General features: G+C 74.8%; 20 protein-coding genes and 1 tRNA gene. 11 read left to right on the plus strand and 10 right to left on the minus strand.

The genetic code is table 11. The features are described 5' to 3' along the window. Positions 1-177 precede the first annotated feature (177 nt). Positions 178-1,518 (minus strand): 6-phospho-beta-glucosidase, encoded by a 1,341-nt coding sequence (locus LG634_RS29440; protein WP_226738139.1) that lies wholly within the window; start codon positions 1,516-1,518, stop codon positions 178-180. A 143-nt stretch (positions 1,519-1,661) separates the two neighbouring features. Beyond that, positions 1,662-2,645, minus strand: coding sequence for an MmyB family transcriptional regulator (locus LG634_RS29445; RefSeq protein WP_308072695.1), 984 nt, complete (start codon positions 2,643-2,645; stop codon positions 1,662-1,664). Between the two features lie 219 nt (positions 2,646-2,864). Between LG634_RS29445 and LG634_RS29450 the strand changes: the two genes are divergently transcribed. The 4 genes from LG634_RS29450 to LG634_RS29465 all read left to right on the plus strand — a co-directional run bounded on the left by LG634_RS29450 (position 2,865) and on the right by LG634_RS29465 (position 6,793). Next, entirely contained in the window at positions 2,865-3,533 is a 669-nt protein-coding gene (locus tag LG634_RS29450) for a helix-turn-helix domain-containing protein (RefSeq protein WP_226738143.1), read from the plus strand. A 73-nt stretch (positions 3,534-3,606) separates the two neighbouring features. Continuing rightward, positions 3,607-4,155, plus strand: a complete 549-nt coding sequence (locus tag LG634_RS29455) for a toxin-antitoxin system, toxin component (RefSeq protein WP_226738144.1) — start codon at positions 3,607-3,609, stop codon at positions 4,153-4,155. A 3-nt stretch (positions 4,156-4,158) separates the two neighbouring features. Continuing rightward, the gene (locus tag LG634_RS29460) at positions 4,159-5,364 is read left to right on the plus strand and encodes an MAB_1171c family putative transporter (RefSeq protein ID WP_226738146.1); all 1,206 of its coding nucleotides are present in this window, start codon (positions 4,159-4,161) and stop codon (positions 5,362-5,364) included. After that, positions 5,342-6,793: an FAD-dependent monooxygenase gene (locus LG634_RS29465; RefSeq protein ID WP_226738148.1), complete on the plus strand. Its 1,452-nt coding sequence runs from the start codon at positions 5,342-5,344 to the stop codon at positions 6,791-6,793. The genes LG634_RS29460 and LG634_RS29465 overlap by 23 nt, the downstream gene beginning before the upstream one ends. Before the next feature lie 52 nt (positions 6,794-6,845). Here LG634_RS29465 and LG634_RS29470 read toward each other — a convergent pair whose 3' ends face one another. After that, positions 6,846-7,625 carry a bestrophin-like domain gene (locus LG634_RS29470; protein WP_226738150.1) on the minus strand — a complete coding sequence of 260 codons (780 nt, stop codon included), beginning with the start codon at positions 7,623-7,625 and terminating at the stop codon, positions 6,846-6,848. A gap of 49 nt (positions 7,626-7,674) precedes the next feature. Beyond that, on the minus strand, positions 7,675-8,595 hold the full coding sequence (locus LG634_RS29475) for a hypothetical protein (RefSeq protein WP_226738152.1): 921 nt from the start codon (positions 8,593-8,595) through the stop codon (positions 7,675-7,677). A 206-nt stretch (positions 8,596-8,801) separates the two neighbouring features. Between LG634_RS29475 and LG634_RS29480 the strand changes: the two genes are divergently transcribed. Beyond that, on the plus strand, positions 8,802-10,307 hold the full coding sequence (locus LG634_RS29480; RefSeq protein ID WP_226738155.1) for a YfcC family protein: 1,506 nt from the start codon (positions 8,802-8,804) through the stop codon (positions 10,305-10,307). 42 nt (positions 10,308-10,349) lie between these two features. Here LG634_RS29480 and LG634_RS29485 read toward each other — a convergent pair whose 3' ends face one another. The 4 genes from LG634_RS29485 to LG634_RS29500 form a co-directional block, all read right to left on the minus strand. Continuing rightward, a complete protein-coding gene (locus tag LG634_RS29485; protein ID WP_226738157.1) occupies positions 10,350-11,033 on the minus strand; it encodes an NADPH-dependent FMN reductase in 684 nt (227 codons plus the stop codon). A gap of 116 nt (positions 11,034-11,149) precedes the next feature. Next, positions 11,150-11,237 (minus strand) — tRNA-Leu (locus tag LG634_RS29490). Positions 11,238-11,319: 82 nt separating this feature from the next. After that, positions 11,320-11,796 carry a hypothetical protein gene (locus LG634_RS29495; RefSeq protein ID WP_226738159.1) on the minus strand — a complete coding sequence of 159 codons (477 nt, stop codon included), beginning with the start codon at positions 11,794-11,796 and terminating at the stop codon, positions 11,320-11,322. A gap of 243 nt (positions 11,797-12,039) precedes the next feature. Beyond that, on the minus strand, positions 12,040-12,987 hold the full coding sequence (locus LG634_RS29500) for a beta-ketoacyl-ACP synthase III (RefSeq protein ID WP_226738161.1): 948 nt from the start codon (positions 12,985-12,987) through the stop codon (positions 12,040-12,042). A gap of 256 nt (positions 12,988-13,243) precedes the next feature. Between LG634_RS29500 and fdhD the strand changes: the two genes are divergently transcribed. Beyond that, entirely contained in the window at positions 13,244-14,095 is an 852-nt protein-coding gene (fdhD, locus tag LG634_RS29505) for a formate dehydrogenase accessory sulfurtransferase FdhD (protein WP_226738163.1), read from the plus strand. A gap of 20 nt (positions 14,096-14,115) precedes the next feature. Here fdhD and LG634_RS29510 read toward each other — a convergent pair whose 3' ends face one another. Next, a complete protein-coding gene (locus LG634_RS29510) occupies positions 14,116-14,529 on the minus strand; it encodes a (2Fe-2S) ferredoxin domain-containing protein (RefSeq protein WP_226738164.1) in 414 nt (137 codons plus the stop codon). 25 nt (positions 14,530-14,554) lie between these two features. After that, positions 14,555-15,589 carry a bile acid:sodium symporter family protein gene (locus tag LG634_RS29515; RefSeq protein WP_226738166.1) on the minus strand — a complete coding sequence of 345 codons (1,035 nt, stop codon included), beginning with the start codon at positions 15,587-15,589 and terminating at the stop codon, positions 14,555-14,557. A 152-nt stretch (positions 15,590-15,741) separates the two neighbouring features. On the opposite strand from LG634_RS29515, the gene LG634_RS29520 reads away from it, so the two are divergent. The 5 genes from LG634_RS29520 (at position 15,742) to LG634_RS29540 (ending at position 23,905) form a co-directional block, all read left to right on the plus strand. Next, positions 15,742-16,614: a LysR substrate-binding domain-containing protein gene (locus tag LG634_RS29520; RefSeq protein WP_226738168.1), complete on the plus strand. Its 873-nt coding sequence runs from the start codon at positions 15,742-15,744 to the stop codon at positions 16,612-16,614. Positions 16,615-16,912: 298 nt separating this feature from the next. Further along, entirely contained in the window at positions 16,913-18,742 is a 1,830-nt protein-coding gene (locus LG634_RS29525; RefSeq protein WP_226738207.1) for an AMP-dependent synthetase/ligase, read from the plus strand. A gap of 197 nt (positions 18,743-18,939) precedes the next feature. After that, on the plus strand, positions 18,940-20,202 hold the full coding sequence (locus LG634_RS29530) for an ABC transporter substrate-binding protein (protein ID WP_226738170.1): 1,263 nt from the start codon (positions 18,940-18,942) through the stop codon (positions 20,200-20,202). Positions 20,203-20,219: 17 nt separating this feature from the next. Beyond that, on the plus strand, positions 20,220-23,177 hold the full coding sequence (locus tag LG634_RS29535; protein ID WP_226738172.1) for an ABC transporter permease subunit: 2,958 nt from the start codon (positions 20,220-20,222) through the stop codon (positions 23,175-23,177). Continuing rightward, a complete protein-coding gene (locus tag LG634_RS29540; RefSeq protein ID WP_226738174.1) occupies positions 23,174-23,905 on the plus strand; it encodes an ABC transporter ATP-binding protein in 732 nt (243 codons plus the stop codon). Before LG634_RS29535 ends, LG634_RS29540 begins: the two co-directional genes overlap by 4 nt. Positions 23,906-24,050: the final 145 nt, after the last annotated feature.

The raw sequence follows: 24,050 nt of genomic DNA on the forward strand, positions 1-24,050 counted from the left end.
GCCCCGCTGGGTCGGGGTGGCGGGGGCTCCGCCCCCGGGCCCCCGCGCCTCAAACGCCGGCGAGGCTGGAATGGGCCGTCGCGCCGGGAACGCCGACGCGCTGGACTTGGCCCGGCGGGCCCGGACGTCAGCGGCGAGGCCGGGATCGCCACCTGTGCCCGGCCGGCCGGCCCCCGCTCAGCGCAAGTACGACAGGCCCGGGTGGGCGGCGGCGTAGCCGTCCAGGAGGCGGTGGGCGACGGTGACCGAGTCGACCAGGGGGTGGAGGGCGAAGGCCCTCAGCGCCGCGGCACGGGAACCGTGCTCGGCAGCGGCCAGGACCTCCCGCTCGACGGCCTTCACGGACGCGACCAGCCCGGCCGCATGCGCCGGCAGCGGCGACACCCGCTCCGGCACCGCCCCACCGCGCCCCACCACACACGGCACCTCGACCACCGCCTCGCCGTCGAGCCCCGCGAGAACGCCACGGTTGCGGACGTTGAGGATCAGCCGCGCCCGCTCGTCCCGCGCGATCGCCCGCATCAGCGCGAGCGCCACCCGCTCGTACCCCCCGGACTCCAGATCCGCCTCGGCCCGCTCACCCGCCCCCGCCGCCTCCCGGTTCTCCGCCATGTACGTGGCCTCCCGCTCGGCCCGGGTCCGGTCCCACGCGGCGAGGGCCTTGACCCCGGGCCGCCCGGCCTCCGCGTAGAACCGCGCCTGCTGGTCCCGCAGGAACGCCCCGCGCGTCTGCTCCGCCTCGCGGTACGCCCGTACCGCCTCGCGGTTGAAGTAGTAGTAGTGGAGGTACTCGTTCGGGACCGCCCCGAGGGCCTGGAGCCAGTCCGCCCCGAACAGCCGCCCCTCCTCGAACGACCCGAGCAGGTCCCGGTCGGCCAGCAGCCCCGGCAGCTCGTCCCGCCCGTCGACCCACAGGCCGCTCACCCAGCCGAGGTGGTTGAGCCCGGCGTAGTCGATGCGCGCGGCCGCCGGGTCGGCGCCCAGCAGCCGGGCGATGCGGCGGCCGAGGCCGACCGGCGAGTCGCAGATCCCGATCACGCGGTCACCGAGGTCGGCGGCCATCGCCTCGGTCACCAGGCCGGCCGGATTGGTGAAGTTGATGACCCAGGCCTCCGGCGCCCGCAGCGCGATCCGCCGGGCCAGTTCCCGTGCGACGGGCACGGTCCGCAGCCCGTACGCGACACCGCCCGCGCCGGTGGTCTCCTGGCCGAGGACCCCTTCGGCGAGGGCGATGCGCTCGTCGTCGGCGCGCCCGTCCAGGCCGCCGACGCGGATGGCGGAGAACACGAAGTCGGCGCCGGCCAGGGCCTCGTCGAGGTCGGTGCCGGCGGTGACGGCCGGCGCGTCGGGGACGCCCTCGGCCTGCTCGGCGAGCACCTTGGCGATGGCGGAGAGCCGGGCCGGGTCGCGGTCGTAGAGGGCGACCCGGTCGACCCGGCCCTCGGCGTGGTCGCCGAGGAGCGCGCCGTACACGAGGGGGACCCGGAACCCGCCGCCGCCGAGGATCGTCAGTTTCACGTGCCGCCCGCCCTTCCGCCCGGCCCGGTGCGGAATCACCGTGCCCGGGCCAGTCTCGCCGACGCCCGGCCGCCCCCGTGCCACGGCACCCCGGCACCGGCCGGCTCGGCGTTCCGCCGGGCAGACAGCCCGCCGGACAGGCCCTAATCGGCCAGCGGCGGCACGGCCCGCAGCTGCGGGCCCGGCCGGACGGCGGCGAGGGCGCCCGGCGGGATGCCCGCGGCACCCTGCGGGGCGGAGAGCACGAAGGTGACGCGGGTCAGGCCCATGTCGTCGAGCAGCGGCCCGGACTCGGCCAGCACCCGGCAGCGGGTGACGCCCCGGCGCGGGTCCGGGTGGCGCACGGCGAGCACCGCGCCGTCGTCGCGCGCGGCCTCGGGGCCGTGGGCGGCGAGCCAGTGCGGGACGCCGTACCGGTACGCGGCCTCCATGAACGGGTCGTGCGCGATGTCCTGCCGGATGCTCTGCAGCCCCTCGTCCTCGGGGTCCGCGGCGAGCGCGGCCGCGAACCGGGCCAGCAGCGGCACGCACCACGAGGGCTCGTGGTCCTCCAGCACGGCGGCGGCGTCCGGGTGGAAGAGCACGAAGCGCAGGAAGTTGTCGTCGGGCAGCGCGGTGGGGTGCGGCCGGACGGTCTGGAAGAGCTGGTCGAAGGCGGAGTTGGTGAGCGCGACGTCCCAGCGGCGGTCGACGAGGAAGGAGGGGTACGGCACGGACTCCATCAGGGCCGCGTAGTCGCGCAGGTAGTCGCGCTGGACCGGGTCCGCGGGCAGCCGGCTCTCCTCGGAGGGCCGCCAGGACTGCGGCGGGTCGCGGTCGACGAGGACGCGGAACAGCCAGAAGCGCTGCCGCTCGCTCATCTCCAGGGCCTGGGCGAGGGCCAGGAGCTTGCGGTCGTTCCACTCCTTGACCAGGCCGCGTTCCCAGTTGCCGTACGCGCGGACGCTGATGCCGAGGCGGCCGGCCACGTCCTCCTGGCTCAGGCCGAGCTCTTCGCGGCGCTGCCGCAGGAGAGCCTTGCGGCGCTCCGACCGGATGGCTCCACGTACGGGCTCTTCGCCCGCCAGGCGATCCTGGCCGGACCGCGCGAGGGCCTCGGATGGGCCCACGGCTGCGAGATGTGACACCGGGAGCTCCCCCTTCTCACGGTCTGCGATCTTCATTTCCGTGTGGCGATCCTGCTACCGACGGCAAGACAGTGTCAACTATTGTGGCAATTCCAGCCCGTTGACACCTCATTCGCGCCACAGCTGTGGCAAGTTCTAGCCGTACGAACGGGAACCGGTTAGCCTCCAGAGGCCAACCGCGTGCCCGTACCAACCTCGCGTGATCTAGGAGAACCACTGGTGACAGACGGCTTCCAGGCAACCGTCACAGTGGCCACCGGACCCCTGGCGGCCACTGCCGCGCGCGTCGCCGAACTCGCGGGCAAACTCGGACGGTCCCCGAGCGAGGTCTTCGACCTGCGGCGGCTTTCGGACGCCTCGGGCGTCCCCGCGGACGTGGTCCGGGCCCTCCTCGACGGCCGCCCCGCCGGCGAACCCGACCTCCAGACCCGCTTCCTGCAGCGCCTCGACCTGCTGCGGCGCACCCGGGTCAAGCCCAACGGGCGCCGCTACACGCAGCAGGAGATCGCCGACGGCGCGGGCATGTCCCGCCAGCAGGCCGGCGCCCTGATCAACGGCGACCGGCGCCCGACCATGGAACACTGTGACGCGATCCAGCGGTTCTTCGGGGTGCACGCCGGCTTCCTGACGGCGCACGACTCCGACGCCCTCACCGACGCCCTGCAGCGCACCGAGCAGCAGCTGCTCCAGGACTTCGCAGGTCTCGAACGGGAGACCGTTCCGGCCGAGGCGGCCGCCGTGGACGACCCGCTGGCCCGTCTCCTCCAGGACCACGGGGTCCGCGGAATCGCCTGGCGGGCGGCCCAACTGCCCAGCGACAAGCACCGCGACAAGGTGACGGAATGGCTGGACATGCTGCTGGAAAGCGTCAAACCCACCGATTCCTGAGCAGGGAAGCGGCGTCAACCACGACAATGCGGTGCAGAGTTCCGGATCCGGGTCCGCTCCGACGGGGAGAACGGTGAGCATAGGCAGAGAGCAGCGGCGGCTGTGCGCGGAGCTCGTGGCCGGAATCCGGCTGCCCGCTCCGGCGGAACCCGCGGACCTCTACGCCGCGCTGTGCGAGGGCATGAGCCGGCACCGCGGGCGCCCCGTCCAGTTCCGCATGGCCTCGTTCCCGCCCGGGACGGCCAGCGGGCTGTGGCTCGACATGGCCGACCGCGACCTGGTGGTCATCGAGGAGCGCACCGCGCCCGACCACCAGCTGGTCATCCTCGGGCACGAGCTGTGGCACATGAAGGCCGGCCACTGCAGCCACCACGTCGACGGCGCGGCCGTCGCCGCCCGGCTGCTGTCCGACGAGGCCGACCTGAGCGAAACCGTCCGCAGCGTGGCGGCCCGCACCCGTGCGGACGTCTCGGAGGAGACCGAAGCCGAAACCTTCGGCCTCCTGTTGGGCAGCAAGTGCCGCTCCTGGCTGGCGGGCTCCGCCGGCCGGGCCCCGTCGGCCCGCGACGGCCTGGCCGGCCGCCTGGAAGCCTCCCTCGGCTACCGAGGACCCCGGACCTGACCATTGAACGGGGGGGACTACTACATACCCGCGGCGGCCATGTGGGTGGCACTCGCGTTCAAGGTGCCGGCGCTGCGGGCCAACTGGCGTGATCCGCTGCTGCGGTCGGTGTGCGCGCTGCTGGCCCTGGCCGGCGCCGTGTTCGCGTTCGCCGCGCCGCCGACGATCTCGGCCGTGAACCGGTTCACCGGCATCCCGAACGTCTCGGCGCCGCTGGTGTACTGCCTGATCACGGCGTTCAGCGCGTCCTGCCTGATCCTCATCGTCAACTGGCGGGGCGGCCCGCCGGAGGAGACCCGGCGGGTCTCCCGGCTCTGGATCCGCGGGTACGCGGCCGTCGTGGTCGCGCTGGTCGTCCTGTTCGTCCTCGGCGACGCACCGGAGGAACGGCTCCGGGACCTCGACACCTTCTACGCGAGCACCCCGTACATCCGCGAGATGATCGTGCTGTACCTGGTGGCGCACAACGTGGCCGCGGTCGTGATGGTGGCGATGTGCTGGCGGTGGGCCCTCCAGGTGCGCGGCTGGCTGCGCACCGGCCTCACGATCATCGTGATCGGCTACCTGTTCAACCTCAGCTACGACGTCACCAAGTTCGCGGCCATCGGGGCCCGCTGGGCGGGCACCGACTGGGACGGGCTGAGCACCTACCTGGCGCCGCCGCTGGCGTCCGCCGGCGCGCTGGTCAGCTCCGTCGGGTTCGTGCTGCCGCTGGTGTGCCAGCGCGCCGCCGACCACTGGCAGGTCTGGGCGACGTACCGGCAGCTGGGCACCCTGTGGCACGAGCTGCAGCGGGCCGCTTCGGACCGGACCACCGCGGTGCGCATCGCGTGGTGGTCGCCCGCGGACCTCCGGGTCACCCAGCGGGAGTCGGACATCCACGACGGGTTCCTGACCATCGGGCCCTGGTTCGACGCCGGCCTGCGGGCCGACGCGTACGCCCGGGCCGTCGCGGGCGGTGCGGACGAGGTCACGGCCGAGGCCGTCGCCGACGCGGCGATGGTCGCCGCCGCCGTACGGGCCCGGCGGGCGGACCTGGACGCCGGCACGGCGGAAATCGACCAGGAGCACCCCGCGGCGCCCGTGGCCCGCCCCCGGGATCTCGTACGCATCTCCCACGCGTTGCGCCATTCGCCCGTAGTAGCAGCAGCCCGCCGCGAGGCGGCCAGGTCAGAGAGCGGCCCCCATGGCAGATCCTTCGAAAACTGAGCGGGCCGCACGGCACGCCGTCGTCATCGGCGGCGGTCTGGCGGGCATGCTCGCCGCCGCCGCCCTGGCCGAGCACATGGACGCGGTCACCGTCGTCGACCGGGACGTCCTCCCGTCGGGTCCGGAGCCGCGCAAGGGCCTCCCCCAAGCGCACCACGCCCATCTGCTGTGGTCGGGCGGCGCCCGGGCGATCGAGGAACTGCTGCCGGGCACCACGGCACGCTGGCTGGCCGCCGGGGCCCGGCGGATCCCGCTGCCGACGGGGCTGGTGTCGATGTCGGCGAGCGGCTGGTTCCGGCGCTGGCCCGAGATGCAGTTCCTGATCGCCTGCAGCCGGGACCTCCTGGACTGGGTGGTGCGCCGGGAGGTCCTCGCCTGCGACCACGTACGGATGCTGGACGGCACCGAGCTGCTGGGCCTGGACGGGGACGCCGGCCGGGTCACCGGGGTGCGGATCCGGACCGCCGCCGGCGAGACGGCCACCCTGGACGCGGCGCTGGTCGTGGACGCGAGCGGACGGGGCTCGCGGGCCCCGCGCTGGCTGCAGGACCTCGGCGCCGGGGAGGTCCGCGAGGAGGAGGTCGACTCCGGGCTCGCCTACGCCAGCCGGATCTTCCGGGCGCCGGCCGGCACCGAGGACTTCCCGGTCGTCAACGTCCAGTCCGACCCGCGGGTGCCGGTGCCGGGGCAGACCGCCACCATCATCCCGGTGGAGGGCGGCCGCTGGCTGGTGACGCTGTCCGGGACCCGCGGCGGGCAGCCCACCGGGGACGCGGCCGAATTCGAGGCGTTCGCCCGCCAGGTCCGCGACCCGGTGGTCGGCGAGCTGATCGCGCACGCCAAGCCGCTGACCGACGTGGTGATGAGCCGCAGCACCGTCAACCGGCGCCGCTACTTCGAGGAGCTGAAGAGCTGGCCCGAGGGGTTCGTCGCGCTCGGGGACGCGGTGGCGACGTACAACCCGGTGTACGGCCACGGCATGTCGGTCGCCGCGCAGGGCGTGCTCGCGCTGCGCGCGCAGCTGCGCAGCCACGGGGCGGCCCGGCCCGGCTTCGCCCGCCGGGTGCAGCGGGCAGTGGCCCGGCCGGTGGCCACGGCCTGGGACCTGGCCGTCGGGCAGGACATCCTGTACCCGGGCGCGGTCGGCTCCCGGCCGCCGGCCTCGTCGGCGCTGCTGCGGCGGTACATGGACCGGCTGATGCTGACGGCCACCGGGCGGCCGATCGTCACCCGGACCCTGTTCGACGTCATGACGCTGTCCGCGCCGCCGCAGGCGCTGCTGCGGCCCGAGGTGGTGCTGGCGGTGGCCCGTGGACCGCAGCGGCCGCCGCTCGAAGGGCCGCCCCTGACCGGGGGCGAGCTGCGGTTCACGGAGCCCACCGACGGCAGCGCCGAGCACACCGACGCGGAGACCCCGGCCGAGGCGTGAGCCGGGGCCGGGGTCCGGGTGGGGGCTGGGGCGGGCCGGAGCCGGGGCGGGGTCAGGGTGCGGCGGCCGCCTGGGCGACGGCGACGGGGAAGAGGTCCGTGAACGGCGCCGCCGATTCGCCGTCCCGGCCGAACGGCGCGTCGAAGCTCCACACCAGGAACAGCAGGAACCCGATCAGCGCGCTGAACAGCCCCGCGAGCAGCAGCTCCCGGCGCGACCGGCGGATCTGCAGGGTGAAGATCAGGCCGACGGTGACCAGCGCGCCGGTCAGCAGCCCGAACCACACCACCCCCGGCAGCGTCGTCGTGTCGCTCTGGGTGCGCGCGTGCCGGGCGTCGTCCGCCGTGGCGATCTGGTCCAGCAGCGGCTGGTAGGCCTGCGCCTGCAGCTCGTTGGCCGGCGCCTGATGGGTGACGTCGCGGCGCAGCTTGCCGAGCAGTTCACCGCCCTCCGCCGACGGCGGCTCGTCTTCGGTCATCCGCGGCCAGTCGACGGCGACGGTGTGCGCCACGTACGCGTCGACCTCGCCGCGGATCCGGTCGCGGACCGCCGCCGGGTAGACGTCGGCCCGCTGGGTGACCTCGTACAGCGCCTGGGCCTCGCGCCGCACGTTGTCCTCGGCGGCGCCGCGGGCCTCCCAGACGCCGGCGATGGCCAGGCCCAGCACGATCGCGTACACGACGCCGACCATCATCGTCATGTACTCGATGACGTCGGGGGTTTCGCTGGTGTCCTCGTCGTCGGAGGCCCGGCGGTGCCGCAGGGTCGTGAAGAACAGGACGAGGGCGCAGGCGAGCGCCATGGTGATGGCCAGGACCAGCCACTGGGACACGAGGGGGCTCCGGTTGAGAGATCGGTCGGGCTGAGCGCCCGGGGGTCCGTCAGGACGCCCCGCGGCTCTTCGAACGGGGCCGCAGCGAGGCGGCGGCCAGCACGGCGGGCGTCGTCACGACGAGCATCAAAGTCATCGTCGACAGCCCCCCGGCCCGGGGGCTGCGCACCACGGCCGAGCGGTACGGACGCACCTTGAAGGCGGCCGGGCGGGCGGGCGGTACGGGCGCGGGCCGCACGGCCGGGGCGGGCGCGGTACGGGCCTCCGGCGATGCTGCCGGCACGTCCGGCACGTGAGGCACGTCCGGCACGGGTACGGGAGCCGCGGGGGCGGCGGCCGGGGGCGGTGCCGCGGCCGGCGGCGGTACGGCGGGCGGCGGCACCGGTGCGCCCGGCCGCTCCACGGGCGGCGGCAGCGGCACCGCGGGCCGGGCCGGCTCCACCGGCGGCCGGGGCTGCGGTGCGGGCGGCACCACCCGCGGCGGCTCGGGCGCCGGCCGGACCGGCCCGGCCGCGGCGCAGCCGCTACGCTGCACCCCCTGCCGCTCCCGGAGCTCCCGCAGCGACCACACCTTCACGGCCTGCCGCCCGTCCGGACCGGCTGCCGGTGACCGCTTCAGCACCCGCTCGCCGCCCTTCCCGGTGCCCGCGCGCACCCACGCGCCGCCGGGCCCCGAGCCGGTGCCGGCGGCCGCCCACCGGCCCTCCGGGCCGCCGGCGCGGGTGCCCGCCCGGACCCGCTCGCCGTCCGGTCCAGTGCCCCTGCCGACCATCGCCCAGTGGTCGGCGGCCGGTGCATCCGGGGCGTGGGACCAGACGGTCATCCGGCCCGGGCCGGGGAAGCAGACGCCCGCGTCGGGGGTGGACCAGCCGGACGGGCCGGTGCCGGTGGCGGCCGTGGCGGCGCCCGCGGTCAGCGGCGCCAGCAGGGCCGCGAGACCCGCTCCGGCGAGGTAGCGCCAAGCATCCACCGCGTGCCCTCCCGCTCGTTCCGGCGCACCACGACGTGGTGGCTCCGCGAGAAGAAACGATCAAGGCCCGGTTTCGACACGGCCGGTGCCCCTGCCGGGCTCACCCGGGCGGCCCAGTCCAGCGGGCCGCCCCGCCGCCCACCGGCCCAGACTCGGCCCAGGGCCGCAGCCGCGGCCCCACCCCGCCCCTGGGAGGACGGTACGGCGTGACACGGGACCAGACCGGGGGCGGCGGCCGCACATTCACCTTCCCGAGCGCGCTCACCGTGCTCGCCCTGGTCACCGTCGCGGTCTGGGCGCTCGCGTTCCTGATCCCCTCCGGCCGGTACGACCGCGACGCGAACGGCGCGCCGGTGCAGGGGACGTACCGGCGGGTGCCGTCCGGGCAGAGCGTCACCGACCGCCTGAACGACCTGTTCCTCGCTCCGGTGAACGGCCTGTACGGCGTCCAGGACGAGAAGACCGGCATGGTCGGACCGGACCTCTCCGGTTCCCTGTACGGCGCGGCCGGCGTGTTCCTGTTCGTGCTCGCGATCGGCGCGTTCATCACGGTCGTGTTCGCCACCGGCGCGCTGGACCGCGGGATCGCCCGGCTCGCGCACCGGCTGCGGGAGCGCGGGGCGCTGCTGATCGCGGGCGTGATGCTGGTGTTCTCGGTGCTCGGCACCGTGGAGGGCTTCGCCGAGGAGACCCTCGGCTTCTACGGCCTGCTGGTCCCGATGATGCTGGCGCTCGGCTACGACCGGCTGGTCGCGGTCGGTGCGTCCATCCTCGGCGCCGGCATCGGCGTGCTCTGCTCGACCGTCAACCCGTTCGCGACCGGCGTGGCCTCGGCGGCGGCCGACATCTCGCTCGGCGACGGGATCGCGCTGCGGTTCGTGATGTGGATCGTGCTGACGGCGGTCACCATCGGGTACGTCGTCCGGTACGCGAAACGCGTGCAGAAGGACCCGTCGCGCTCGCTGTGCGGGTTCCTGCCCGGGGACCGCGAGCAGGCCGCAGCGGGCGCCGGCGAGGAACCGGAACTGACCCGGCTGCACAAGGCGGTCCTCGTCCTGCTGGTGCTGGTCTTCGCGTTCATGATCTTCTCGGTGGTGCCGTGGTCGAGCGCGCTGACCGGCAAGGCGGATGCGGAGCCGTACTCCTGGGAGCTGGACTGGTCGTTCCCGCAGCTGGCCGCGATGTTCCTGGTGGCGGCGGTGCTGGTGGGTCTGGTGGCGCGGATGGGTGAGCAGCGGCTCAGCTCGACGGTGATCCAGGGCGCGGCCGACTTCATGTCGCCGGCGCTGGTGATCCTGCTGGCCCGCGGGGTGACCGTCATCATGAACAACTCGAAGGTCACGGACACCGTGCTGCACTCCATCGAAGGCGTGGTGAAGGGCACCTCGTCGGGGCTGTTCGCGGTGATCGTGTTCCTGGTGAACCTGCCGCTGGCGTTCCTGATCCCGTCCACGTCGGGCCACGCCACGCTCGCGATGCCGATCCTGGCGCCGCTCGCGGACTTCGCGGGCGTCTCGCGGGCGGTGGTCGTCACGGCCTGGCAGGCGGCCAGCGGCTGGATGAACCTGTGGGTCCCGACGACCGCCGTGACCATCGGCGGCGTGGCGCTCGCGAAGGTCGGCTACGACCGCTACCTGCGCTTCGTCTGGCCGCTGCTGGCCATCCTGTTCGTCCTGATCTGCGGCTTCGTGGCGGTCGGCGCGGTGATCTGAGGCGGGGGCCGCGGCGCGGGCGGGTCGCGGCCCCCGCCCGGCTCAGTCCTCGGCCCGCTGGGTCACCACGGCGCTGCTCTCGTCGCCGAGGAACTCGTACCAGCGCCGCTGGAGGCACAGGTAGCGGGTGTCGGCCTCGGCCAGCGCGAGGAACGAGTCGACGGTGGCGCCGAGCCGCTCCCGCAGCCCCGGGTCGGCCAGGTCACCGTCCTCGCCGAACGCGGCGTGCGCCTGCGCGAGGCTGAACATGTCCGGGTAGACGCGCGCACCGAGGTGCTCCAGCGGGACCCGCAGCGCCCACAGCCCGCGGTTGCCGCCGACCATCGAAGGCGAGGCGGACACCAGCAGCGTCTGCTTGTCCTTGAAAGGCTGCGGCCGGAACCGCGACACCCAGTCCACCGCGTTCTTCAGCACGCCCGGCACCGACGCGTTGTACTCGGGCGAGGCGATGACCAGCGCCTGCGCGGCCAGCAGCCGCTCCCGCAGCAGCCCGGCGCCCTCCGGCGGCCCGTGCTCGGCCTCGGCGTCCCCGTCGTACACCGGCATCTCGAAGTCCCGCATCCGCGCCCGGTCGACCACCGCGCCGGACCGCTCCACCTGCGCCGCCACCAGCGCCGCCAGCCGCGCGTTCACCGACCCGTCCCGCGAGGACCCGGCCAGCACCAGCACCCGCAGCGCCCCGGCCCCGTCGGTGACCGGCCCGGTCACCCCACTCGTCTCGTCCACGCGGGGACCGTACGCCCCCCGCCCCCGCCCGCCCCTCCGACGCCCCGACCCCTCACCCCATCGGCGGCACGACGAGGCCAACGCAAAAGAACCCCAGCCGAAGCTGGGGTCCTTGCTGGTGTCCGAGGGGGGACTTGAACCCCCACGCCCGATAAAGGGCACTAGCACCTCAAGCTAGCGCGTCTGCCATTCCGCCACCCGGACCGGTGGTCGGCCCCGGTTTCCCGCGGCGACATGGACAACAATACCAGGCGTTCGAGGTGGGTCCGAACCACATTTCCGATGGTCAGCTCGCTGCCGTGGTCTTGTTCTCGGTGATCCACTCCTTGTCGTGCTGCCAGCCGTACAGGGTGTCGCCGTCGACGTACGCGTAGTAGAGGCCGCAGCGGGCGGTGGCGCGGTCCTCGGCGCCGGCGGGGAACCAGGCGGCGCCGAGGGCGGGGGCGCCGCCCGCCGGGATCGCGGCGCCCGCGGGGGCGGGGCTGCATCCGGCGGGGAGCCGGCCGTCGGCGAGGGTGGCCTTGAGGAGGCGGTCGCCGCCGGTGGTCTTCATCGCGTACTCGACGGACCGGGCGTCGTCGGGCAGCCAGCGCGGTACGGAGGCGCGGGCCTGCTTGGCCTCGGCCCCGGTGGCGTACGAGGAGGTCTCCTCGTGCCGCTTGCCGGCCCAGTCCAGGGTGGCGGGCACGGCGACGGCCGCGGCGAAGCCGACGGCGACGAGGACTCCCGCGGTGGTCAGGACGAGGTTCTTGGCGACGCTCATGGACGGGCTCCGGGTGGGACGAGGGGGTGGTTCCGTCCCATGCTGTCGCGCCGGGCGGCCTCCCGCGTCCGCCCTGGGGACCGCTCCGCGTCCGCCCCGGGTCCCACGCCGGGGTCCGCCTCGGGGACCATCCCGTGTGCGCCGGCCCCGGGGTTTACGCGGCCCGCGTCGGTGCGTGGTTCCGCGTCCCCGAGCCGGCGCCTGGTCGGGCGTCACGCGCCGGCCCGTCACCGCAGCCGGCCGCTACGGGCAGCGGATGACCTGGCCCGCGTACGAGAGGTTGCCGCCGAAGCCGAAGAGGAGGACGGGGGCGCCGGTGGGGATCTCGCCGCGCTCGACGAGCTTGGAGAGGGCCATCGGGATGGAGCCGGCGGAGGTGTTGCCGGAGTCGACGACGTCGCGGGCGACGACGGCGTTGACTGCGCCGATGCGCTGGGCGAGCGGCTCGATGATCCGCAGGTTGGCCTGGTGGAGGACGACCGCGGCCAGGTCCTCGGGGGTGATGCCGGCCCGCTCGCAGACCTTGCGGGCGAGCGCCGGGAGCTGCCCGGTGGTCCACCGGTAGACGGACTGGCCCTCCTGTGCAAAGACCGGCGGGGTGCCCTCGATGCGGACGGCGTGGCCCATCTCCGGCACGGAGCCCCACAGGACCGGTCCGATGCCCGGCTCCTCGCCCTCGGCGCACGCCTCGACCACCGCGGCCCCGGCGCCGTCGCCGGTCAGCACGCAGGTGGTGCGGTCGGTCCAGTCGGTGATCTCGGTCATCTTGTCGGAGCCGATGACCAGCGCCCGGGTGGCCGAGCCGGCCCGGATCGCGTGGTCGGCGGTGGCCAGGGCGTGCGTGAAGCCCGAGCAGACGACGTTGATGTCCATCACGGCCGGGGAGCCCATGCCGAGCTTGGCGGCGACCCGGGCGGCCATGTTCGGCGAGCGGTCGATGGCGGTGGAGGTGGCGACGAGCACCAGGTCGATGTCCGCGGGCGTCAGGCCGGCGCCGGCCAGGGCCTTGCCGGCGGCCTGCGCGGCCATCTCGTCGACCGTCTCGTCGGGACCCGCGACGTGCCGCGTCCTGATGCCGACCCGGCTGCGGATCCACTCGTCGTTGGTGTCGACGAGCTCGGCGAGGTCGGCGTTCGTGAGGACCTTGGCGGGCTGGTAGTGACCCAGCGCGATCACACGGGAACCCGTCATGGGCGGTTTACCCCCTGGTGCGGCAGTATGCAGGACCCCCCAGCTTTGCCTGCTACCGACCGGTATGGGGGCACGTGATCCCACAGGTTCGGCCGGTCATCTTTGGAGCTTCCCGAGCGGTGCCCAGGGCAGCGGACCAGATCGTTCCGCGGGCCGTGGCGCCGGCCGGGGTGCTGGGGCCGCCGAACTCCGGCCGGAGCGCGTGCCCGACAATGGTGGGGCCGGAGAGTGCCGAGAAGAGGGTGGGCTGAGCACCATGGGACGGGTCACCGAGCGCCGTCGGATCGTCCGGATCCGGGACGGGCAGGTCAGCCGCCGGCCGGACACCCTGGTCGCCGAGGAGCCGCTGGAGATCCGGCTGAACGGTAAACCGCTCGCCATCACCATGCGCACGCCCGGCGACGACTTCGCGCTCGCCGCCGGCTTCCTCGTCAGCGAGGGCGTGCTGGGGCGGGCCGACGAGCTGCAGTCCATCGTCTACTGCGCGGGCGCCACCGCCGACGGCACCAACACGTACAACGTGGTCGACGTACGCCTCGCGCCCGGGGTCCCGGTCCCGGACATCACGCTGGAGCGCAACGTCTACACCACGTCCTCCTGCGGGCTGTGCGGCAAGGCCAGCCTGGACGCCGTACGGACGGCGACCCGGTTCCCCGACCTCGCGGACGACCCGGTGCAGATCACTCCGGCGCTGCTGGCGGAGCTGCCGGAGCGGTTGCGGGCCGGGCAGCGGGTGTTCGACACCACCGGCGGGCTGCACGCGGCCGCGCTGTTCGACGCGGACGGGACGCTGCTCGACGTACGCGAGGACGTGGGCCGGCACAACGCCGTCGACAAGATCGTCGGCCGGGCGCTCCAGGACGGCCGGCTGCCGCTGCGGTCAACGGTGCTGATGGTGTCCGGGCGGGCGTCGTTCGAGCTGGTGCAGAAGGCCGTGATGGCGGGTATCCCGGTGCTCGCGGCCGTCTCCGCGCCCTCGTCGCTGGCCGTGGACCTGGCCGCCGAGTCGGGGCTGACGCTGGTGGGCTTCCTGCGCGGTACGTCGATGAACGTGTACGCCGGGGACGAGCGCGTGCTCGTCGGGGACGCGGTGCCTCGGCAGGGATGAGGCGGGACGCCCGCCGGTGCTCACCGCCTCCGGCGCCGCGGCGCGGGCGTGCGGGTGTCGGCGGGCGGGTCGATGCGCTGGAGGTCGAGGGCGGGCGGGAGCGGGGCGATGCCCGGGCCGCCGGCCAGCGCGTACGCCGCGACCTCGTCGGTGGCGTCGTCGTCGAGGGCCCAGCCCACCCAGACCGCCCGGCCGCCGCGCTGCCGGCCCTCGCCGGAGGGCTGAATGACGATCACGTTGGCCTGGGCGCACGGTCCGAGGCAGTCGGAGGTGCGGACGGCCAGCCGTCCGCCGGATTCCGCGGCGGCGGCGTGCAGCCGGGCCAGCTGGCGGGCGTGGTCGGTTCCGGGGTTCTTGCGGGAGCTGCCGCAGCAGCAGCCGCGGCAGACGACGAGGGTGCAGGGGCGCGCTGCGGTGGGCCGTATCCAGGTCACCACGGAACGCTATCGGCCCAGGTGGTCAGCCGTGCCGGGCGGGGTCCGAGAGCTTCGCCACATCGCGGGCCGGGTCCGGCTGCGGATCGCGGGCGCGGCGGCGGGCGAGGGCCGCGCAGACCATGAGCTGCATCTGGTGGAAGAGCATCAGGGGCAGGACGGCGAGCCCGGCCTGGGGGCCGAACAGCACGCTGGCCATGGGCAGGCCGGCGGCGAGGCTCTTCTTGGAGCCGGCGAACTGGATGGCGATGCGGTCCTCGCGGGAGAAGCCGAGCCGGCCGGCGCCGTACCAGGTGAGGCAGAGCATCACGGCGAGCAGGACGGCTTCGACGAGGAACAGGGCGCCGAGGCGGCCGGGGCCGACCCGGTGCCAGACGCCGGCGGTCACGCCCGCGCTGAAGGCGCTGTAGACGACGAGGAGGATCGAGCCGCGGTCGACGTAGCCGAGGGCCTGCCTGTGGCGGGCCAGGAAGCCGGCGGTCCAGCGGCGGGTCAGGCGGCCGGCGAGGAACGGCAGCAGCAGCTGGACGACGATCTTCAGGAGCGAGTCGAAGGAGAGTCCGCCCGGGCCGCCGGCGCCGGCGCCGGCGAGCAGGAGGGCGGCGAGCAGCGGGGTGAGGACGATCCCGACGAGGCTGGAGAACGAGCCGGCGCAGATCGCCGCCGGAACGTTTCCGCGGGCGATGGACGTGAACGCGATCGAGGACTGCACGGTCGAGGGGACCAGGCAGAGGAAGAGGAACCCGCTGTACAGGTCGGGGGTCAGCACGTGCGGCACCAGGCCGCGGGCGGCGAGGCCGAGCAGCGGGAAGACCAGGAAGGTGGCCGCGAGCACGGTGAGGTGCAGCCGCCAGTGGCGCAGCCCGTCGAGCGTCTCCCGGGTGGACAGCCGGGCCCCGTAGAGGAAGAAGAGCAGGCCCACGGCCGCCGCGGCGGCGTCTTCGGCGAGGCCGGCGGCCGCCCCGCGGGCGGGGAGCACGGCGGCGAGGCCGACGGTGCCGAGGAGGGCCAGGACGAAGGGGTCCACCGGCAGCCGGGCGGGCGGGCGGAGGCGGGGCATGGAACGCTCGCTTGCTGGTCGCAGGGTCCGCGCGCCCGGGCGGGCCGCGCTGTGGCTCCCATCGTCACCCGGGGTCCGGTCATCGGGAAACACGTACACAGTGCTCACTGTCATCGCGATCGGTGATGGGCGCGGCGTCCTATCCTGGCCCCGTGTACGACCCCGGTCAGCTGCGGACCTTCCTCGCCGTGGCGCAGACGCTGAGTTTCACGCAGGCCGCGCGGCGGCTCGGGCTGCGGCAGTCCACGGTGAGCCAGCACGTGCGGAAGCTGGAGGAGGCGACGGGCCGGCAGCTGTTCGCGCGGGACACCCACAGCGTGGAGCTGACCGAGGACGGTGAGGCGATGCTCGGCTTCGCGGGCACGATCCTGGCCGCGCACGAACGGGCCACCGCGTTCTTCACCGGGACCCGGCTGCGGGGGCGGCTGCGGTTCGGGGCGTCGGAGGACTTCGTGCTGACGCGGCTGCCGGAGATCCTGGAGGCGTTCCGGCACGACCATCCGGAGGTCGATCTGGAGCTGTCCGTGGAGCTGTCGGGCACGCTGCACGAGCGGCTGGCGGCGGGCCGGCTGGACCTGGTGCTGGCCAAGCGGCGCGGGCCGCAGGACCGGCGGGGGCGGCTGGTGTGGCGGGACCGGATGGTGTGGATCGGCGCGGAGGGGCTGCGGGTGGATCCCGACCGGCCGGTGCCGCTGATCGTCTTCCCGCCGCCGGGGATCACCCGGGCCCGGGCGCTGGAGGTGCTGGAGCGGGAGGGCCGGGCGTGGCGGATCGCGTGTACGAGCGGCAGCCTCAGCGGGCTGATCGCCGCGGCCCGGGCGGGGCTGGGCGTGATGGCGCACACCCGGGGGCTGATCCCGCCGGGTCTGGTGCGGGTGCCGGACCGGGCGGGGCTGCCGGACCTCGGCGGGGTGGAGTTCGCGCTGCTGCGGGGCGAGCGGCCGGCGGATTCCTCCGCTCCGGCGGCGGACGCGCTGGCGGCGGCGATCCTGTCGGGCGGCGACCGGCTCAACCGGCCGGCCTGACCGGGCGGCGGCCGGGCGGCGGCCCCGCGCGGGGCGCCGTGCCGCCGTACCGCCGCGGCGGCCGTCGCGGAAGATCCGGCCGGGGTTCGCCAGTGCCGCGACAGACAACGTTGCCTGCCGCGGCACTGGTATCCGGCGGCAGACTCGTGACCAGTGCCGATGCCCCCGGTCGAGCGCTCGGTGAGGGCTTGGCAACGGATCTTCCGAGTGCCTCCCGCGGCGGCCCGGTGTGCAGTACCGTCGCGGCGCTGTGGTGGGAGGAGCGGTCGGAAGGAGCGGTCCCTTGCGCGAGTCCACGATGCCCCTGCGCGACTTCACGGTGCCCCCGGTGGTCACGGCGACACCCTCCGGCGGGCTGGCGGACGCCGTCTTCGACCACGCCCTCGACGATCCGGACCGGGTGGTCTTCGGCCGCAAACAGGACGGCGTGTGGGCCGATGTGACCTCGGGTCAGTTCCGGGACGAGGTGCTGGCCCTGGCGAAGGGGCTGCTGGCGCAGGGCATCCGGTTCGGCGACCGGGTGGCGGTCATGGCCCGGACCCGGTACGAGTGGACGCTGTTCGACTTCGCCCTGTGGTCGGTGGGCGCGCAGCCGGTGCCCGTGTATCCGACGTCCTCCGCCGATCAGGTGTGGTGGACGCTGTACGACGCCGGGGTCACGGGCTGCGTGGTGGAGAACGAGGACCAGGCGATGACGGTGGGTTCCGTCGTCGACCGGCTGCCGCGGCTGGCCCGGCTGTGGCAGCTGGACGCGGGGGCCCTGGCGGAGCTGACGGCGTCGGGCGCGCAGGTGGCAGAGAGCGTGGTGCACCGGCACCGGCGGGCGGTGACCCCGGACTCGGTGGCGACGGTGATCTACACCTCGGGGACCACGGGCCGCCCCAAGGGCTGCGTGCTGACGCACGCGAACTTCATGTACGAGACGGACACCATGGTGGCGCGCTGGGAGCCGGTGTTCCGGTCCCGGCCCGACGACGAGCCGTCGACGCTGCTGTTCCTGCCGCTGGCGCACGTCTTCGGGCGGATGGTCGAGGTGGCGGCCGTACGGGCCCGGGTCAAGCTGGGCCACCAGGCGGTGCTGGCCGCGGACCAGCTGCTGCCGGACCTGGCGGCGTTCCGGCCCACGTTCGTGCTGGCCGTGCCGTACGTCTTCGAGAAGGTGTTCGCGGCGGCCCGGCGCACGGCGGAGGCGGAGGGGCGCAGCGGCCCGTTCGAGCGGGCGGTGGAGACGGCCGTGCGGTACGCGGAGGCGCGCGAGCAGAAGCACTTCGGGACCGGGCCGGGGCCGTCGGCGGCGGTGCGGGTCCAGCACCAGGTGTTCGAGCGGCTGGTGTACGGGAAGGTGCGGGAGGCGCTGGGCGGCCGGGTGCGGCACGCGATGTCGGGCGGGTCGGCGATGTCCCGGCAGCTGGGGCTGTTCCTGGAGGGCGCCGGGATCACGGTGTTCGAGGGGTACGGGCTGACGGAGTCGTGTGCGGCGGCGACGGCGAACCCGCCGGGGGCCACCAAGTACGGCACGGTGGGGCTGCCGATCCCGGGCACCCGGGTGCACATCGCGGCGGACGGGGAGGTGTGGCTGCACGGGGCGCACGTGTTCGCGGGCTACCTCAACGATCCCCGGGCGACGGCGGAGGTGCTGCGGGACGGCTGGCTGGCGACCGGGGACCTGGGCCGGCTCGACGCCGACGGCTATCTGACGATCACCGGCCGGAAGAAGGAGATCCTCGTGACCTCCAACGGCAAGAGCGTCTCCCCCGCCGCACTGGAGGAGCGGGTGCGCACGCATCCGCTGGTCTCCCAGTGCATCGTCCTCGGCAACGACCGCCCGTACATCGCGGCGCTGGTCACGCTGGATCCGGAGGGGGTGGCGCACTGGCTGTCGATGCGCGGCCGGGCGGCGCCGGCCGCGGCGGAGCTGGCGATGGACGCGGAGCTGAACGCGGAGGTGCGGCGGGCGGTGGTGGCCGCCAACACCCTGGTCTCGCAGGCCGAGTCGATCCGGGCGTTCCGGGTGCTGGCGCAGCCGTTCACGGAGGAGCACGGGCTGCTGACACCGTCGCTGAAGCTGAAACGGCGGGCGATCGAGCGGGGCTTCGCGGCGGAGGTGGCGGCGCTGTACGGGCGGTGAGGGGGCGGGCGGCGTCCACTGCGGGGCGCCCGGTCCAGCTGCGGGGTCCCGGGTCCCACTGCGGGGTGCCCGGTCCCGCTGCGGGATGCCTGCCGGATCACAATCTGACGGATCGTCATTTCACCGTCGCACGACAATTGACGCCTCATCAGGTTCCGCCCAGAATGCGGGAATTCCGACCGGAGGGACCTGAGTCCATGTCGCGATCCATCCGCGCGCTCGCCGCCGCTGCCGCCGCCCTGTTCCTCGTGTCCGCCTGCAACTCCGCCGCCGACGGCACCGGGAACGGCAAGGGCGCCGAGCCCGGCGCGGCGGTGCGCGGCGTCACCGCCGACGCGATCCGGGTGGGCGGCATCGTCTCGATGACCACCGCCAGCGGCTACAGCAAGAAGGACACCGACCTCGGCGCCCGGGCTCGCTACCTGCGGGCCAACGCCGAAGGCGGGGTCAACGGCCGGAAGATCGAGTACCTGGGCGCCGAGGACGACGGCCAGGACCCCGGCCGCAACATGGCGGCGGCGCGCAAGCTCGTCCAGCAGGACAAGGTGTTCGCGGTCGCCCCGATGAGCTCCGTCACCTTCTCCGGCTCCGCGTTCCTGGAGCAGTCGAAGGTCCCGACGTTCGGCTGGGGAACCCTGCCCTCGTTCTGCGGCCCCGAGTACCTGTACGGGTTCAACGGCTGCCTGGTCCCGATGCCCGGCGGCACCCTCAACCAGACCTGGCCGGAAGGGCTGTTGAAGGTGCTGGGCGGCGGCAAGGGCAAGACCGTCGCGCTGATCGCCAACGACAGCGACGCCGGCAAGTTCGGCATCCGCACGTTCAGCCAGGGCTTTTCGACCGCCGGGTTCAAGGTGACGTACGCCAAGCCGTCCGTGCCCGCCACCGCGGTGCCCAGCGACTGGTCGGCGTACACGAAGGACATCCTGCGCAGCAACGGCGGCAAGGCACCGGACGCGGTGGTCTCCGTGATGCAGACCCCCAACAACATCGGCCTGTTCACGGCCCTCAAGCGCAGCGGCTACACCGGGGTGCTGTCCGACCCGACCGACTACGATCCCGGTCTGCTCGCCCAGGAGGCAACCCGCAAGGCCCTCGACGGGGTGCACGTCCTGCTGCAGTTCCAGCCGTTCGAGTCGGACGACCCGCAGATGGCCCGCTTCAAGGCGGACATCCGCAAGGCCGCCGGCAAGGACGTTCCCCTCAACATGCACATGATGACCGGGTACATGAGCGCCGACCTGTTCCTCGCCATCGCGCAGAAGGCCGGCCGCGGTCTCACCCCCGAGTCGTTCCAGGCAGCCGCCCGGACCTTCTCCGACACCGGCACCCTCGTCGGCGACCGCAGTGAGCCCAAGGGGCAGCGGGAGAGCTTCGGTTGCGGCGCGCTGGTGCAGCTGCGGGGCGGCCGTTACGAGGTGTCGGTGCCGTTCGCCTGCCACCCGCCGGTCCCGTTCAAGTAGGGCGGCCCGGAACCGACATGGCCGACCTGCCGGTCTTCGTCCTGAGCGGGCTGGTGTCCGGGGCCCTGTACGCGCTGCTGGCCACCGGTCTGGTGCTGTCGTACTCGGCGTCCGGGCTGTTCAACTTCGCCCACGGCGCCACCGCGTACCTGTGCGCGCTGGCCTTCCACGAGCTGCGCTCCGGCCTCGGCTGGCCGCCCGTACCGGCCGCGCTCGCCGTGGTCCTGGTCCTGGCGCCGGGCCTCGGGTGGGCGCTGGACCGGCTGATGTTCCGGCGGCTGGCCCGGGTCGGCGAGACCGCGCAGATCGTCGCCACCATCGGCCTGCTGGTGGCGCTGCCCGCGGCCGGGCTGTGGGCGGTGGAGCTGCTGGCCGGGCTGGGGGCCCCGGTGGTGCCCGCGGAGAACGTGTTCGGGCTGCCGGGGGCCGGGCCCAGCCCGGCCGTGTCCTGGCGGCTGCCGGGCGGGGTGGGCATCGATTCCGACCAGCTGATCACCTGGGTGGCCACGGCCGTGGTGGCGGTGGCGCTGTGGGTGCTGATGCGGCACACCCGTCTCGGCCTGCAGCTGCGGGCCGCCGTCGACGACCGGGCGCTGACCGAGCTGCGCGGGATCAGCGCCGACCGGCTGTCGTCGGCGGCGTGGATGCTGGCGTCCGGACTGGCCGGGCTGGCGGGCGTCCTCGCCACTCCGCTGCTGGGCCTGTCGGCGCACGACTTCACGCTGTTCCTGTTCGTGTCGGCCACCGCCGCGGCACTCGGGCGGTTCGTGTCGGTGCCGGTCGCGTTCGCCGCCGGGCTGGGGCTGGGCGTGCTGCAGAACCTGGTCGCCGGGTACGCCTCGTTCGCCGAGCGGATCACCGGCTTCCGGACGGCGGTGCCGTTCCTGATCCTGTTCGCCGGGCTGCTGGTGCTGACCCGGCGGCAGCGGACCGCCGGCACCGCGGCGGCCGATGCGCCGCCCGCCGACCACCTGGCCGGGCTGCCGGCCGTACGGCGGCAGGGGCCGTGGGTGGTGGGCGCGGTCCTGCTGGGTGCCGCGTTCTACACCGTGACCACGCCGTTCTGGAGCGGGGTGCTGGCCCAAGGGCTGGCGCTGGCACTGGTGTTCATGTCGTTCACGGTGGTCACCGGGCTGGGGGCGATGGTCTCGCTGGCCCAGGCCACCTTCGTGACGGGGGCCGCGCTGGTCGCCGGGCTGCTGATGGGCCGCGGCTGGCCGTTCGTGGCCGCGGCGGCCGTCGGGACCTGCGCGGCGGCGCTGCTCGGCGCGCTGGCGGCGCTCCCGGCGCTGCGGCTGGGCGGGCGCTCGCTGGCCCTCGCGACCCTGGCGATGGCCTTCCTCGCCGACCAAGTGCTGTTCCAGATCGGCCCGTTGCGCAACGGGGACCTCGGCTGGGCGGTGCCGCGGCCGGTGCTGGGGCCGCTGGACCTGTCCGACGACCGGGCGTTCGGCGTGGCGATGCTGCTGCTCACCGTGGTGGCGGCGGCCGGGCTGAGCGCGCTGCGCCGCTCCCCCGCCGGGCGGGCCATGCTCGCGGTGCGCTCGGCCCCCGCGGCGGCGCAGGCGTCCGGGGTGTCGGTGGTCCGTACGAAGCTGCTGCTGTTCACGGTGTCCGCCGGGCTGGCCGGCTTCGGCGGGGTGATGTACGCGTCCTTCAACACCCGCATCACGGCAACAGACTTCACCGCGATGACCGGCCTGATCTGGCTGGCGGTGGTGGTCGCCGCGGGTGTCCGCCGCCCCCAGTACGCGGTGGTGGCCGCCCTGGTCTTCGCTGCCGCCCCGCCCCTGATCACCCGCTACGCCACCGACTCCCCCCACCTCCCCGTCCTCCTCTTCGGCCTGGCCGGCCTGGCCCTGGCCAACGACCCGGACGGCTACTGCGCGGCGGTCCCGCAGCGCCGGGCCGCCCGACGGCGGGCCCGGGCTGCGCACGCCGCACCGGCCGCGGCCGCCCCGCCCGAACCGGGCCCACCGGCGTCCGCCGCGACGCCGGAGCCGGCAGGGGGCGGGCGGGACGGCGTACGGGAAACCGGGGCGGCGGACCCGGACGGCCCGCCGGTGCCGGAGGCGGGCCGGGCTTCGCCGGACGGCGGGCGGGAGTCCGGGGCGGGCACGGACGGCGCGTCTGCTGCGGAGGCGGTCCGGGAGCCGGTACACGGCGCGCCGGAGCCGGGCGCGGGCCGGGCTTCGCCGGACGGCGGGCGGGAGTCCGGAGCGGGCGTCGGTGCGAACAGGGCCGGCGCGGCGCCGGAGGAGCCGACGGGTGAACGGCGGCGTTCTGCACTGGAGTTGGACGGGGTGTGGGCCGGGTACGACGGGGGGAGCGTGCTGCGCGGGGTGGACCTCGTGGTGCGGAGCGGGCAGATCCTGGCGCTGCTCGGGCCGAACGGGGCCGGGAAGTCGACCCTGTGCCGGGTCGCCGCCGGGGCGCTCGCGGCGGATCGCGGGCGGGTGCGGCTGGCGGGACGGGACCGGACCGGGGACGGGCCGGTGGCCCGGGCCCGCGGCGGGGTGCTGCTCGCCCCCGAGGGCCGCGGCGTGTTCCCCGGGCTGGGCGTGGCCGAGAACCTCGCCCTCCACCTGCCGCGCCCGGCCGACCGGGAGGCGGTGTACGAGCGGTTCCCGCGGCTGGCCGAGCGGCGCGACGTACCGGCCGGCTCGCTGTCCGGCGGCGAACAGCAGCTGCTCGCCCTCGCACCGCTGCTCCACCGCCCGCCCGCGGTGCTCGTCGCGGACGAGCCCTCCCTGGGGCTCGCCCCGCGGATCGTGGAGGAGGTGTACGGGCTGCTGCGGGAGCTGCGCGCGGCCGGTACGGCCCTGCTGCTGGTGGAGGAACGGGCGGCGGAGATCCTCGGCGTGGCGGACACCGTCGCCTACCTGGCGGACGGCCGGGTGGCCTGGTGCGGCCCGCGCTCCGAAGTGGAGGAGGACCGGCTGACCGAGGCCTACCTGGGGGTGGCGGCCCGGTGAACACGGCACTGGAGGTGCAGGGGGTCGGCGTCCGGTTCGGCGGCGTACAGGCCCTGGCGGAGGTGTCGCTGGCGCTGCGGCCCGGCGAGGTGTGCGGGCTGATCGGGCCGAACGGGGCCGGCAAGACGACCCTCTTCGACGTGGTGTCCGGGATCCGCCGCCCGGACCGCGGGCGGGTCCTGCTGGACGGCCGGGACGTCACCCGGCGCTCGCCGGTGTGGCGGGCGCGCCGCGGGATGCGGCGCACGTTCCAGCGGCAGCAGCTGTTCGGACAGCTCACCGTGGCCGACAACCTGCTGGTCGCCCAGGAGTGGCGCGGCGGCGGCCGCACGCGGCGGGCCACGGCCCGCGAGCGCGCCGCGACCGTCCTGGCCGAGTGCGGCCTGGCTCCGCTGGCGGACGCGTACGCCGCAGGGCTGCCGGTGGGGCGGGCCCGGATGGTGGAACTGGCCCGCGCCCTGGCCGACCCGCCCCGCGTCCTGCTCCTGGACGAACCGGCCTCGGGCATGTCCGCCCCCGAGCGGACGGTCCTGGCGGACGTGGTCCGCCGCCTGGCCGCGGAGCAGGGCTGCGCGGTCCTCCTCGTCGAGCACCACGTCGGCTTCGTCATGGACCTGTGCACCCGTGTCACGGTCCTCGACCTGGGCCGGGTCCTCGCCGAGGGCAGCCCGGCGGAGGTCCGCGCGGACCGTGCGGTGCGGGAGGCGTACCTCGGACGGTCGGGGTGAGGCCGTGGCGGGGCCGTGGCGGGGTGACCTGCGGCGCCAGCGGCCGGGGCTGCCGTTCGGGGAGGCGTCGGCGGTGGCGGGAATACGACGGTCGGGCTGCCGGTTGGGGAGCCTGTACGTGCTCGACGACGCGAGGGAACGACCC

This window comes from Streptomyces bambusae, from assembly GCF_020532645.1.
Classification (GTDB): Bacteria; Actinomycetota; Actinomycetes; order Streptomycetales; family Streptomycetaceae; genus Streptomyces; species Streptomyces bambusae.